11 protein-coding genes and 1 pseudogene are annotated in these 12,548 nt (G+C 74.5%); 5 read left to right on the forward strand and 7 right to left on the reverse strand.

The genetic code is table 11. The annotated features are described in order from the left end of the window. Positions 1-302 (forward strand): annotated as a pseudogene (locus tag ETD96_RS01655) (hypothetical protein); the annotation flags it as partial. Here ETD96_RS01655 and ETD96_RS01660 read toward each other — a convergent pair. Then, on the reverse strand, positions 262-1,434 hold the full coding sequence (locus tag ETD96_RS01660; RefSeq protein ID WP_138632859.1) for a PP2C family protein-serine/threonine phosphatase: 1,173 nt from the start codon (positions 1,432-1,434) through the stop codon (positions 262-264). The pseudogene ETD96_RS01655 and the gene ETD96_RS01660 sit on opposite strands and share 41 nt — an antisense overlap. A gap of 156 nt (positions 1,435-1,590) precedes the next feature. Between ETD96_RS01660 and ETD96_RS01665 the strand changes: the two genes are divergently transcribed. Genes ETD96_RS01665 through ETD96_RS01675 form a run of 3 tightly spaced genes read left to right on the forward strand, consistent with a single transcriptional unit; the run spans position 1,591 to position 4,899 of the window. After that, entirely contained in the window at positions 1,591-3,135 is a 1,545-nt protein-coding gene (locus ETD96_RS01665) for an FAD-dependent oxidoreductase (protein ID WP_138632862.1), read from the forward strand. A 14-nt stretch (positions 3,136-3,149) separates the two neighbouring features. Beyond that, a complete protein-coding gene (locus ETD96_RS01670; RefSeq protein ID WP_138632865.1) occupies positions 3,150-4,280 on the forward strand; it encodes a hypothetical protein in 1,131 nt (376 codons plus the stop codon). A 4-nt stretch (positions 4,281-4,284) separates the two neighbouring features. Next, positions 4,285-4,899, forward strand: a complete 615-nt coding sequence (locus ETD96_RS01675) for a TetR/AcrR family transcriptional regulator (protein WP_138632868.1) — start codon at positions 4,285-4,287, stop codon at positions 4,897-4,899. A gap of 8 nt (positions 4,900-4,907) precedes the next feature. Here the strand turns inward: ETD96_RS01675 and ETD96_RS01680 are convergent, their stop codons facing one another. Next, positions 4,908-5,390: a MarR family winged helix-turn-helix transcriptional regulator gene (locus ETD96_RS01680; protein ID WP_240807094.1), complete on the reverse strand. Its 483-nt coding sequence runs from the start codon at positions 5,388-5,390 to the stop codon at positions 4,908-4,910. A gap of 65 nt (positions 5,391-5,455) precedes the next feature. On the opposite strand from ETD96_RS01680, the gene ETD96_RS01685 reads away from it, so the two are divergent. After that, a complete protein-coding gene (locus tag ETD96_RS01685; RefSeq protein ID WP_138632871.1) occupies positions 5,456-6,655 on the forward strand; it encodes an FAD-dependent monooxygenase in 1,200 nt (399 codons plus the stop codon). 55 nt (positions 6,656-6,710) lie between these two features. On the opposite strand, the gene ETD96_RS01690 is transcribed toward ETD96_RS01685, so the two are convergent. Genes ETD96_RS01690 through ETD96_RS01710 form a run of 5 tightly spaced genes read right to left on the reverse strand, consistent with a single transcriptional unit; the run spans position 6,711 to position 12,548 of the window. Then, the gene (locus ETD96_RS01690; protein ID WP_138632874.1) at positions 6,711-8,174 is read right to left on the reverse strand and encodes an aldehyde dehydrogenase family protein; all 1,464 of its coding nucleotides are present in this window, start codon (positions 8,172-8,174) and stop codon (positions 6,711-6,713) included. Positions 8,175-8,205: 31 nt separating this feature from the next. Further along, positions 8,206-9,321, reverse strand: coding sequence for an NAD(P)-dependent alcohol dehydrogenase (locus ETD96_RS01695; RefSeq protein ID WP_138632877.1), 1,116 nt, complete (start codon positions 9,319-9,321; stop codon positions 8,206-8,208). Further along, entirely contained in the window at positions 9,318-10,667 is a 1,350-nt protein-coding gene (locus ETD96_RS01700; protein ID WP_138632880.1) for an amidase, read from the reverse strand. The genes ETD96_RS01695 and ETD96_RS01700 overlap by 4 nt, the downstream gene beginning before the upstream one ends. After that, positions 10,654-11,685, reverse strand: coding sequence for a branched-chain amino acid ABC transporter permease (locus ETD96_RS01705; RefSeq protein WP_138632883.1), 1,032 nt, complete (start codon positions 11,683-11,685; stop codon positions 10,654-10,656). The genes ETD96_RS01700 and ETD96_RS01705 overlap by 14 nt, the downstream gene beginning before the upstream one ends. After that, a complete protein-coding gene (locus ETD96_RS01710) occupies positions 11,682-12,548 on the reverse strand; it encodes a branched-chain amino acid ABC transporter permease (RefSeq protein WP_138632886.1) in 867 nt (288 codons plus the stop codon). Before ETD96_RS01710 ends, ETD96_RS01705 begins: the two co-directional genes overlap by 4 nt.

The following is a 12,548-nucleotide window of genomic DNA, read 5'->3' on the forward strand; positions in this document are numbered from 1 at the left end:
GCGACGGGGGATGGGGGCACTGCGTGACCGTCGACCTGTACAGCTGGGACGTGCGGAGCGGCGACGGGACGCGCGCCGGTCCCGGAGGGGTCAGCGGCGACCGGGCCCGCGCGCTGGAGGCCCTGGTCGCGGCGCTGCGGGCGGAACCGCCGGGCGCTCGGGGGTCGCTGTGGGCCGTCCGCCTCGGGCTGCGGCGGAACCCGGAGTACGACTACGCGGGCCTCCTGGCCACCGGCGTCCGCGATCCCGATTCCGGCGCGGTCACCGTTGAGGGTCTTCTGCCGGATTCGACGATTCGGTAGTCGCGCTTGTGGCGGCTTTTCTGTGGAGGATGAGAAGCGCCGTGTCGTCCGCCAATCTGCCGCGCGTGTACTCCTGCAACTCGTGGCGGACGGTCGGGGCGATGTCCTCGGCGGGGACGCCCTTCCACGAGGCCACTCGCTCTTCCAGCGGGTAGAAGGCGCCGGCCGGATTCCGGGCCTCGGTGACGCCGTCGGTGCACAGCAGAAGTGTGGAGCCGTACGGAAAGTCGAACCATTTGACGGGGCGCGGTTCGCCGCTGAGCGAGGCGAGCCCGAGTGGTACGGAGGCTTCGCCGAGCGGCACCCGGCCGGTGCGCTCCTCGTCGATGAGGTAGGGCGGGATGTGGCCGCAGTTGATGGCCTGGACCTTGGTCTCCGCGCCGACGCCCAGGACGAACGCGGTGACGAAGCGCTCCTCCTCGCCCGTCTGGACGGCGAAGGAGTTGTGCCGCAGCACCGACTCCTCGAGTGCCGCCACGACGCCGCCGAGGGTGGGCTCCGCCAGCGCCGCCTCGCGGAAGGAGCTGAGCACCGAGAACGCCGTGCTGATCGCGGGCAGCCCCTTGCCCTGGACGTCGGCGATGAACGCGCGGCTGCCGTAGGGCGTGGCCACGACCTCGTAGACGTCGCCGCCGACCAGGCTGTCCTCCTCGACCGGTTCGTACAGGCCGTGGACCGTGAGCTCGCCGGTGGTGAGGGGGAACGGGCGCAGGATCTGGCGCTGCAGGGCCGCCGCGGCGGAGCGCAGCCGGGTGATCTCTCCTTCCCGGAGGACGCGCCGCGCCGCCTGGGCCACGCTCAGCCCGTTCAGCGCGACGGCGAAGACGAGGACGCTCGCGTTCGCCGCCGGGGTGCCGAGCGGGCTGCGGATGAGGGAGCCGGCGATGACCAGGGTCGCCCACGCGGACGCGACCGCGGTCTGCCGGACCGTTCCCCGCCCGGAGATCAGGGTCGGCAGGAAGACCAGGAAGGGGGCGAGGCCGGTCTCCCGGCTGAGCACGACGCCGGTGATCGCGAGGGCCGCCGTGATCCCCACGAGCCAGAGCACCACGGCCGGCCAGCTGAGCGGCGCGGCGCGCCCGCTCCGCCTCGGGGCGGCGGCCGGGCCGCCCGGATCGTTCGAGACGCGCACCCTTCGCTCCCGCCGGAACCGTCATTCCTGTGATCATTAGAACACGGACCGTGGCGGCGGTGTGCGGGGGCGTCGCGCGCCGGGGGAGCCGGGGCATTGACGCGCGTCCGCCGTGAATCATACATTCATCCATCATCTGTATGAATGGAGGTTCGGATGCGCGGACGGACGGCCGTGGTGCTCGGCGGCAGCGTGGCGGGGCTGTGCGCCGCGGGGGTGCTCGCGCGGCACTTCGACGAGGTGGTCGTCCTGGAGCGGGACCGGATCCCGCCGGACGCGGAGCACCGCAGGGGCGTCCCGCAGAGCAAGCATCCGCACTTCCTGCTCAACTCCGGCCGCCGCGCGATCGGCGAGATCTTCCCCGGGTTCGAGGAGGCCCTGATCGCCGCCGGCGGGATGCGGCTGATGCCGTCGATGGACGCCGCGTACTGCGAGAACGACGGCTGGGCGCCGCGCAAGTCGGGCTCGATGACGATGGTCTACGGCTCCCGGCTGCTCATCGAGCGGGTCCTGCGGGACAAGGTCCGCGAGCTGCCGGCCATCCGGATCCGCGAGGGCGCGACCGTCACCGGGCTCCGCTCGACCGGCGGCGGCACCGCGCGCGGGCGCGTCGAGGGCGTCGAGTACCGCGCCGACGACCGCGCCGGCGATCGTGCCGACGGCGAGGGCGCCGGCGACGAGTACCTCGCCGCCGACCTGGTCGTGGACGCGCTCGGACGCGGGTCCTCGGTCGTCGACTGGCTCCGCGAGGCGGGCTGGCCCGCGCCGCCCGAGCGGACCCTCGACGCCAAGGTCACCTACACCTCGCGGTGGTACGACCTGCCGCCCGCCGGCCGGCGGCCGGAGTCGTGGTGGTGGAGGCACCTGGTCATCACGCCGACGCAGGACACCGGCAGCCACCCCGAGGAGCACGAGTTCCTCAGCAACTTCTTCCCGATCGAGGGCGACCGGGCCATCGTGTGCATGGGGTCGTGGGGCATCAAGATGCCGAGCAGGACGGACGCGTTCGAGGCGGCCGTGGACCGCGTGCGCGCCCCGGCCTTCGGGCGGGCGGCCCGCGCGTGCACGCCGGTCTCCGAGGTCCACCTGACCCGTTCCACCGGCAACCGGTGGCGCCGCTTCGACCTGCTCGGCACGCCCCCGGCCGGGCTCGTCTGCGTCGGCGACTCGATCTGCGCCTTCAACCCGTTCTACGCCCAGGGCATGAGCTCGGCCGCCCGCTCCGCGCTCATCCTCGGCGCGGTGCTGCGCCGCCGCGACGCCCTCGACCACGCCTTCTTCCGCGAGTTCCTCGGCCTCCAGAAGAAGTCCCTCGACGTGCCGTGGATGCTCGCGATGGCCCGCGACCAGGCCTACGACTTCGCGACCGGGACCGAGGTCGCCGCGCCCTGGCGGCGCAGGCTGACCGCCCGCTTCAGCTGGCCGGTGTTCAACGCCATCACCGCCGCCGGACGCGAGGACGCCTACGTCGAGCGGACGTTCGCGCAGGTGTTCAACCTGGACCGGTCGCTCCGGGAGATGGCCGCCGACCCCCGGTTCTGGTTCGGGATCGTCCGCTACCAGGTGCGCCGGCGGCTCGGCCGCACGGTCGTCCCCGGCGGGTTCGACGAGCGCGAGGACCCGCCCGGCACCGACTTCACCGGGTACACCGGCCGGCCCGCGGCGGCGGGCCCCGACCGCGGCGACCTCGTCGGCGCGTGAGCGGAGGACGAGCGATGGACAGCACCTGCGACGCGGTGGCCGAGCGCATCGCCGGCGGGCTGGGCTTCTCCTGCCGCGACGCCCACCCGTTCATGACCGTCCGCGACCCGTTCGGCCTGGAGAACGGCACGATGCCGGTCCTGGAGCTGCTCATCGTCGGCGGCGCGGTGTTCGCCCTCGTCCACGCGTGGCGGCGGTGGAGGCGCGACGGCGACCCGGTCAACCTCTCGCTGTGGACCGCCTCGGTGGTGTACCTGGCCGTGATCGAGCCGCCGCTCTACTTCCCGGGCTGGTTCGGCCTCCAGGAGCACGTCGGGTTCATCTTCTCCCACAACGTGTTCACCGTGCAGTTCATGTACGACCGGCTGCCGCTCTACATCATCGCCTTCTACCCGGCGCTGTCGCAGCTGGCCTACGAGCTGGTCCGGGCCCTCGGCGTGTTCGCGCGGCGCGGCCCGCTGGCGGGAGCGGTCGCGGTCGCGTTCGCCTGCCAGGTCTTCTACGAGGTCTTCGACCACCTGGGCCCGCAGCTGAAGTGGTGGGCGTGGAACCCCGGGAACGAGATGATCAACCAGCCGGCGCTCGCGTCGGTGCCGATGAACAGCATGCTGCTGTTCGCCTCGGTCTCCTTCGGCGCGATGACCTACCTCGTGGTCCGCCTGACCGGGCCGAGGGAGGGCCGCTCCGCGCTCGGCGGCGCGCAGGTCGGCTGGCGGTCGGCCGTCGCGGGCGCGGTGACCCCGCTGGCGATGATCGTCGTGAGCGCGCCCAGCGGCGCCTTCCGGGGCGAGGACCAGCTCGGGATCCAGCGCGCCATCCTCGGCGCCGAGCTGGCCGTGGTCTGGGTCGCCGGGCTGCTGCTGCTCGCGGACGCCCTGCGCGCGCCGCGCGGGGGAGCGGTGCCGCCGGTGGCGTCGCCGCTGTTCGTGCGGGTCTATCCGGCGCTCTACCTCGGCGTCCTCGCCGTCCTCTGGCTGGTCGCCATGCCCGCGTACCTCGCGTCGGACGGCGGCGTCACCGAGCAGGGCACGCCGGTCGGCAGCCTCTGGTACGTCGTGCTGTGCGCCGTCGCCGCGGCCGGGCTCATCGGCGCCGCGCTGCGCGCCGTCGCGGCGCGCCCGGCCGCGGAGCCTGTGGGATCCTGATGCGATGGCGCACCACGGCTGGGGAGGCAGCCCTCCCGCATCGGACGCCGAGGCCCGTCAGCGCATCGTCGACGCCACCGCCCGCTGCGTCGACCGGCACGGCGCCGCGAAGACGACCCTGACCGACGTCGCGAACGAGCTCGGCGTCACCCGGCAGACCGTCTACCGCCACTTCGCCCGGGTCGGCGACATCATCGGCGAGGTCGCGGCGCAGGGCGCGGAGGCGTTCGTCGACCGGCTGATCGCCCACGTCCAGGGCATCGGGGACCCGGCCGAGGCCGTGGTCGAGGGCATGGTCTTCTGCGTGCGGACGATCCCGGCGGAGCCGCGGCTGAGCCTGGTGCTGCAGCTGGCGGACTCCGGCGCCCTCGGCCGCGGCGCGATCACCGCGGACGTGATCGCCTACGGCGCCCGGATGCTGCGGCGCTACCCCGTGGACTGGGCGGCCGCCGGCGTGGAAGACGGCGACCTCGACGGCCTCGCCGAGATCATCCTGCGGCTGCTGACGTCGCTGCTGCAGCACCCGAGCGGGCCGCCGCGGGACGAGGCCGAGCTGCGCGCCTTCCTCGGCCGCTGGCTGGCCCCCGCGCTGCGGCGGCCGGTGCCCGCCGGGCGCTGAGCGGGGCGTCACCCGGCCGCGCCGTCCTGGTCGGTGAGCCGTGCCGTGGCGTCCCGCTGGACGGCGGTGACGCGGCGCAGGAAGTCGAGGATCAGCGCGAGCTCGTCGTCGCCGTAGGCGGCGTACATCTCGTCCAGGCCGCGGACGAAGTCGGCGAACAGCTCGGCGAACGCCTGGACGCGGGACGGGTCGATCTCCACGATCACCCGCCGCCGGTCGCCCTCGTCGCGGACCCGGCGGACGAACCCCTTGGCCTGCAGCCGGTCGATCAGGCCGCTGACCGAGGCCGGGGCCAGGCCGGAGTGCCGCGCGAGGTCGCCCGCGGTGAGCGGGCCGAGCCGCTGCAGCAGGTCCAGCGCCTTCTCCTCGGTCATGCCGAGGCCCATCCGCGCGCTGAGCGCCGAGTGGTACATCACCGTGGCGTTGCTCTGCTCGCGGCCCGCCTGCCCCAGCGCCGCGAGCAGCTCCTCCCGACGATCCGATCTTGACACCCGGTACGCCTCTCCATATATTTCGTTCGGACGAACTAAATAATACCACGACGGGAGGCCCGGACATGGGGCGCACGGCACTGATCATCGGCTGCGGCATCGGCGGACCCGCGATCGCCATGGCGCTGCGGCGCGTCGGCATCGACGCGGTCGTCTACGAGGCGTACGCGAAGGCGGCGGACGACGTCGGCTCCTTCCTGAACATCGCCTCGAACGGGCTGGACGCGCTGCGCGTCCTGGACGCCCACGAAGCCGTCATGGCCGCGGGCGTCCGCACGCCCCGGATGGTCATGTGGAGCGGCACCGGCAAGCGGCTCGGCGAGGTCGCCAACGGGCTGCGCCTGGCCGACGGCACCGAGAGCCACACCGTCCAGCGCGCCGACCTGTACCGGATCGTCCGCGACGAGGCCGCGGCGCGCGGCATCCCCATCGAGTACGGCAAGGAGCTGGTGGCGATCGAGGAGGCCGGCGACGCGGTGACCGCCCGGTTCGCCGACGGCACCGAGGCGACCGGGGACCTGCTGATCGGGGCCGACGGCGTCCACTCGACGACCCGCGCCCTGCTCGACCCGGCCGCGCCGGAGGCCCGCTACACCGGGCTGCTCAGCTTCGGCGGCATCGTCGACGACCCCGGCGCCGAGGCCGACCCCGGCGCGTACCACATGGTGTTCGGCAAGCGGGCCTTCTTCGGCCACACCGTGGACGAGCAGGGCCGGACCTGGTGGTTCGCCAACCTGCCCCACCGGGACGCGCCGACCCGGGAGTCGCTCGCCGCGACGTCCGCCGAGAGCTGGAAGCGGGCCCTGGTCGAGGCGCTGCGAGGCGACGCCAACCGGTCGGCCGAGATCGTCGAGATGAGCCCGGCCGGGCCAGCCCTGCCCGTCTACGACCTGCCGCCGGTCCCGGTGTGGCACCGCGGCCGGACGGTGCTGACCGGGGACGCCGCCCACGCCACCTCGCCGAGCTCCGGGCAGGGCGCCTCGCTGGCCGTCGAGGACGCGCTGGTCCTGGCCAAGTGCCTGCGCGACCTGCCCGGCCACGCGGAGGCGTTCGCCCGGTTCGAGGCGCTGCGCCGCCCCCGCGCCGAGCGGGTCGTCGCCTACTCGGCCAAGATCAGCAGCAGCAAGGCCGCCGGCCCCGTCGCCCGGGTCTTCCGAGACCTGATGATGCCGGTCTTCCTGAAGAAGTCGGCGAGCGCCGAGTCGCTCGCCTGGATGTACCGCCACCACATCGACTGGGACGAGCCGGTCGCCCGGGCGGCCTGACCCCCGCGAAAGCGGACGGGCGCGGCCACCCGGCCGCGCCCGAACGCCGTGTCGGTCAGAGCGGGTACTGCGGCGGCTCGCCCCGCATGGTGATCCAGCGGGTCTCGGTGAACGCCTCGATGTTCGCCGCGGCGCCGCCGAAGCGGGAGCCGGTGCCGGAGGCCCGGACACCGCCGAACGGGGCGTTCGCCTCGTCGTTCACCGTCTGGTCGTTGATGTGGACGATCCCCGTCGGGATCTGCTCGGCGACGGCCAGGCCGCGCATCACGTCCCGGGTCACGATGCCGAGCGAGAGGCCGTAGTCGCTCGCGGCGGCCAGCTCCGCCGCCTCGGCCGCCGACGACACGCGGGTCACCGGGGCGACCGGGCCGAAGACCTCGTCGGCGAACGCGGGCGCGGTCAGCGGGATGTCGGCCAGCACCGTCGGACGGTAGAACAGCTCCTCGTAGGTGCCGCCGGAGGCGAGCTTCGCGCCCTGCTCGACGCTCGCGGTGACCATGCCGTGGATCTTGTCGCGCTGGCCGGCGTCGATGACCGGGCCGAGCGCGACCTCGCCGCCCGCCGGGTCGCCGACCGCGAGCGCGCCGGCCTTGGCGGCGAGCCGCTCCACGAACTCGTCGTAGAGCCGGTCGGCGACCAGGTGGCGGCCGGTGGTCATGCAGATCTGGCCCTGGTGGAAGAACGAGCCCCAGGTGGCGAGGTTCACCGCCGCGTCGACGTCGGCGTCGTCCAGCACGAGCAGCGCGGAGTTGCCGCCGAGCTCCAGGTGGGCGCGCTTGAGGTGGCGGCCGGCCAGCTCGCCGATGCGGCGGCCGACCGGGGTGGATCCGGTGAAGGAGATGACCCGCACGTTCGGGTCGGTGATCAGCGCCTCGCCGGTGTCGGCGCCGCCGGGCAGCATCTGCAGGACGCCCGGCGGCAGCCCGGCCTCCTCGAACACGCGCGCCATCAGGGTGCCGCCGGTGACGGCGGTGCGCGGGTCGGGCTTGAGCAGCACGGCGTTGCCGAGCGCGAGCGCCGGCGCGACCGAGCGGATGCCGAGGATGATCGGCACGTTGAACGGCGAGATCACCGCGACCACGCCGGCCGGCATGCGGCGCGCCATGGACAGCCGCGGCTCCTCCGACGGCAGCACCTCGCCGATCGCGCGGGACGGCAGCCCGGCCGCCTCGTAGCACTCCTCGGCCGCGACGTGCAGCGCGAACCCGGCCATGCCGGGGACCGCGCCGACCTCGCGGACGTTCCAGCCGCTGATCTCCTCGGCGTGCCGCTGCCACAGGTCGCCGGCCCGGCGCAGCACGGCGGCGCGGGCGGTGTGCGGCAGCGCCGCCCACTCCCGCTGCGCCGCGGCGGCGCTCGCGGCGGCCTCGGCGACGTCCGCGGGGGAGGCCTGCCCCATCCGGCCGAGCTCGGCGCCGGTCGCGGGCTCGACCACGGCGTAGTCGCCGCCGTGCGCCGCCGTCCACGCACCGTTCTTGAAGATCTTTCCCTGCCAGTCGACGCTGTCGAGCAGTCCCACGGGTGTCGTCCCTTCTTCGGTGGTTCGTGCCTCAGTGGTTCATGCGGAGTACGGGCTTGAGCACCTCGCCGCGACGGCTGTCGTCGAGGGCGCGGTCGATGTCGGCCAGGTCGTAGTACCGGACGAGCCGGTCGAACGGGAAGCGGCCCTGGCGGTGCAGGTCGGCCAGGGCGCCGATGAGGACGCCGCTGCGCCCGCTGCCGCCGAGCGTGCCGACGACGCGCTTGCCCCACAGCGTGTCCAGGTGGTCGAGGGTGAACTCGGCGCCGGCGGGCGCGCCGCCGATGAGCACGCAGGTGCCGAGCATGCCGACGCTCTCGGCGGCCTGCCGCAGCACGCTGATCACGCCGGTGCACTCCAGCGCGTAGTCGGCGGGGCCGCCGCAGATGCGGCGCACCTCCGCGACCGGGTCGGTCTCGCCGGGGTCGATGACGTGCGTGGCGCCGAACTCCGTCGCGAGCGCGAGCCGGGACGCGTGCAGGTCCACGGCGATGATCGTCGTGGCGGGCGACAGCCGGGCGGCCATGACGGCGGCCAGGCCGACCGCGCCGGCGCCGTACACCACGAGGCTCGACCCGGTGCGCGGCTGGAGGGTGTTGAACACCGCCCCGGCACCGGTGGAGATCCCGCAGGCCAGCGGGCCGAGCAGCTCCAGCGGCGCGTCCCGCGGGACGACGACCAGGGCGTCCGCCCAGGTCAGCGCGTACGTCGCGAACGAGGACTGGCCGAAGAAGTGGCTGTGCACGGACGAGCCCCCGGGCCGGCGCAGCGCGCTTTCCCCGGCGCGCGGGCCGAGCAGCCGGCCGCCGCCGGCCACCGCCTCGCCCAGCCGGGCGCAGTAGCGCGGTTCGCCGTCGCGGCAGTTGCGGCACGTCCCGCAGGACGGCCAGCCGATGACGACGTGGTCGCCCGGCCGGACGTCGATCACCCCGTCGCCGACGGCCTCGACCACGCCCGCGCCCTCGTGGCCGAGGACGCACGGGAACGGCATCGGCAGGTCGCCGTGGCGGGTGATCTCGTCGGTGTGGCAGATGCCGGTGGCGACGACCCGGACCAGGGCCTCGCCCGGCCCGGGCTCGTCGAGGTCGAGCTCCTCGACGCGGAACGGCGCGCCGAGCTCGTCGACGACGGCGGCGGTCACTCTCATGACGGGTCCCTCCTCCTGCTGACGTCCGGCCGGGGCGGCCGCGGGATCAGCCGCTCGACGAGGCGGGCGGCGCCGAGCACGGCGCCGTCGCGCCCCGCGGCCCCGGCGAGCTGGAGCCCGACGGGCAGGCCGTCCGCGAGGCCCACCGGGACCGAGGCGGCGGGCAGGCCGGCGGCGTTGAACGGCGAGGTGAGCCGCGTCAAGACCAGCTCGACGGGCCACTCGCGGCCCCCGGCCGCGACGGTCATCGCGCCGATCGGCGGCGCCGTGACCGGCACGGTCGCGCTCGCCAGCACGTCGTAGGCGCCGAGCGCCTCCGCCAGGAACGCCGTCATCCGGGCGATCGCCGCCTCGTCCCGCCCGGCCTCCTCGGCGGTGCGGGGCGGCAGGCCCATTAGCTCGGCGATGTCGGGCCCGAACAGGGCGGGGTCCCGCTCGAAGGCGCGCCGGTGGAACGCGCCCGCCTCGGCGAGGATCCTGCCCAGCACCGCCTCCGGCATGCGCGGTTCGTCGGGGACGGCCACGTCCTCGACGACGACCCCGTGCGCTTCGAGCGCGGCGCGGGCGGCCGTGATGACCGCGCGCACCTCGGGGGCCAGCACCGCGTCGAACCAGCCGCCCAGCCAGCCCACCCGCGGCGGCTCCGGCCCGGTCGCGGGCGCGTCCGGCTCGGCCAGCGCGGACATCAGCAGCGCCGCGTCGTCCACCGTGCCCGCGAGGACGCCGAGGTGGTCCAGGGACGGCGCGAGCGGCAGCACCCCGTCCAGCGGGATGCGGCCGCGGGTCGGCTTGAACCCGACGCAGCCGCTGAGCGCGGCCGGGATGCGCACGCTGCCGGCGGTGTCGGAGCCGACCGCGCCGAGGCAGCTGCCCGCGGCGACGGACGCCGCCGACCCGCCGGACGACCCGCCGGGGACGCGGTCCGGCCGGTACGGGTTGCGGGTGGGGCCGAAGAACGGGCTGTCGGTGCGCCCGCCCCAGGCCAGCTCGTGGGTGGTGTGCTTGCCGACGATCACCGCGCCCGCCGCGCGCAGCCGGCGCACGGCCTCCGCGTCCCGCTCCGGGACGTGGTCGGCGAACCGGGGCGACCCGTAGGCGGTGCGGACGCCCGCCGTGTCGATCAGGTCCTTGACGCCGATCGGGACGCCGTGCAGCGGCCCGCGCCGGGCCTGCCCGGCGGCCTCGGCGCGGGCCGGGCCGGCCATGACGGTGGCGTAGGCGTTCAGGTGCGGTTCGGTGGCCTCGATCGCGGCCAGCGTCCGCTCGGTCAGGTCGGCGGCCGACAGCCGCCCGGCGGCGACGGCCGCCGCGGCCTCGGTCGCGGACATGTGCTCAACCTGCGGCATCGGGCCTCCGCACGTGGTAGCCGACGGGGAACAGGCTCAGCTCGGTCCGCCCGCGGATCAGGCCCCACAGCCCGCCCGGCAGCCACAGCGCCACCGCCATGCCGACGGCGCCGAGGAGGACGAGGTACCAGGAGCCGTAGTCGGCGAGGAGCTGCTGGAGCCCGAAGAAGACGAGCGCGCCGAGCAGCGGTCCCTCGACGAACCCGATGCCGCCGATCACCACGATGAAGATCATGTAGGCGGACCACTGTACGCTGAAGATCGAGTCCGGGTTGACGCTGAGCGAGCTGACGGTGATCACCGCCCCGGCCGCGCCGCACCCGGCCGCCGAGACGAGGTAGACCAGCAGCTTGGCGCGGCGCACGTCGATGCCGGCCGCGCCCGCCGCGGTCTCCTCGTCCCGCACCGCCATCAGCGACAGGCCGAGCCGCCCGCGCAGCAGCAGGTAGCAGCCGCCGATGGTGCACAGCGCCAGCGCCAGCGCGACCCAGTACGTCAGGGCGCCGCGCAGCGTCTGGTCGATGCCCGACAGCCCGGTCAGCCCCTTGCCGCTGCCGCCGCCGAGGCCGTCGATCCGCACCACCAGCAGCCGGTACACCTCGGCGATCACCCAGGTGCCGACGGCGAAGTAGTCGCCGCGCAGCCGGAACGCCAGCCACGAGGTGGGCAGGGCGAAGACCGCGCAGGTGAGCGCCGCCAGCGGGACCGCGAGGTAGGGCTGCACGCCGAGGTCGGCGAGGGCGATCAGGCTGTAGGCGCCGATGCCGATGTACGCCTGCTGCCCCACCGAGACCAGGCCGCCGAAGCCCGCGAGCAGGTTCCACATGCTCGCGAGCGCGATCAGCACGAACAGGTTGACCAGCGTGTCGGTGACGGAGCTGAACACCAGGAACGGCAGGGCCGCGAGCAGCACCGCGCCGGCCGCCATGGCGGCGGCCGACGGCTTCGAGGACCGGGCCGCGCGGCCCACCTGCAGGGCGCCGGCCGCGCGGGCCGCCACCATCTCGGAGATCGTCATGCGGTCCGTCCCGTGAGCAGGCCCTGCGGCCGGAAGGCCAGCACGGCGAGGAAGACGAGGTGGCCGGCGAGCAGCGTCAGCGCGGGGTCGACCTGCGCGCCCAGCGACTGCGTGATGCCGAGCACCATGCCGCCGAGCAGCGTCCCCCACAGCGAGCCGAGCCCGCCGATGACGACCGCCTCGAACGCGAAGATCAGCCGCGACGGGCCGATGGCGGGGTCGAACGAGGAGCGCACCGCGAACATCAGCCCGGCGAGCGCGACGGTCGCGAACGCGATGGCGGTCGCGATGCCGTACACGTGCCTGCTGTCGGCGCCCATGAGGCTCGCGGTCTCGCGGTCGTCGGACGAGGCGCGCAGCATCCGGCCGAGCCCGGTGCGCGACAGGAACACCTGGATGCCGATCAGCGCGCCGCAGGCGAGCAGGAACGTCGCCGCCGACAGGTAGCCGACCGAGATCGAGTCGGTGAGCCGCCAGGAGCCGGTGGCGAAGGAGCCGCCGTCGAGGGTGCGCGTGTCGGCGGAGAACGTCTCCAGCAGCACGTTCTGCAGCACGATCGACAGGCCGAACGTGACGAGCAGGGTCGCGAGCGGCCCGGCGGCGAGGCTGCGCTGCAGCAGCACCCGCTGGGTCAGGTAGCCGAGCAGGGCGAACAGCGGGACGGTCACCACCAGCACGATCCACAGCGGCAGCCCGGTGCCGCTGACCATGGCCAGCGCCAGGAACGCCGCGACGACCGACAGGTCGCCGTGCGCCAGGTTGACGATCCGCATGACGCCGAACATCAGCGACAGGCCCGCCGCGAACAGCGCGTAGAGGCCGCCGAGCAGCACTCCTTGGATGACGGCGTTGAGCCAGCCCAT

It is taken from the genome of Actinomadura geliboluensis (genome assembly GCF_005889745.1).
GTDB lineage: Bacteria > Actinomycetota > Actinomycetes > Streptosporangiales > Streptosporangiaceae > Spirillospora > Spirillospora geliboluensis.

Bases quoted from the DNA above. Each gene is read 5' to 3' on its own strand.
- ETD96_RS01665 (WP_138632862.1), top strand. From the start codon at position 1,591: ATGCGCGGACGGACGGCCGTGGTGCTCGGCGGCAGCGTGGCGGGGCTG.
- ETD96_RS01670 (WP_138632865.1), top strand. From the start codon at position 3,150: ATGGACAGCACCTGCGACGCGGTGGCCGAGCGCATCGCCGGCGGGCTG.
- ETD96_RS01675 (WP_138632868.1), top strand. From the start codon at position 4,285: ATGGCGCACCACGGCTGGGGAGGCAGCCCTCCCGCATCGGACGCCGAG.
- ETD96_RS01685 (WP_138632871.1), top strand. From the start codon at position 5,456: ATGGGGCGCACGGCACTGATCATCGGCTGCGGCATCGGCGGACCCGCG.
- ETD96_RS01695 (WP_138632877.1), bottom strand. From the start codon at position 9,321: ATGAGAGTGACCGCCGCCGTCGTCGACGAGCTCGGCGCGCCGTTCCGC.
- ETD96_RS01700 (WP_138632880.1), bottom strand. From the start codon at position 10,667: ATGCCGCAGGTTGAGCACATGTCCGCGACCGAGGCCGCGGCGGCCGTC.
- ETD96_RS01705 (WP_138632883.1), bottom strand. From the start codon at position 11,685: ATGACGATCTCCGAGATGGTGGCGGCCCGCGCGGCCGGCGCCCTGCAG.
- ETD96_RS01710 (WP_138632886.1), bottom strand. From the start codon at position 12,548: ATGGGCTGGCTCAACGCCGTCATCCAAGGAGTGCTGCTCGGCGGCCTC.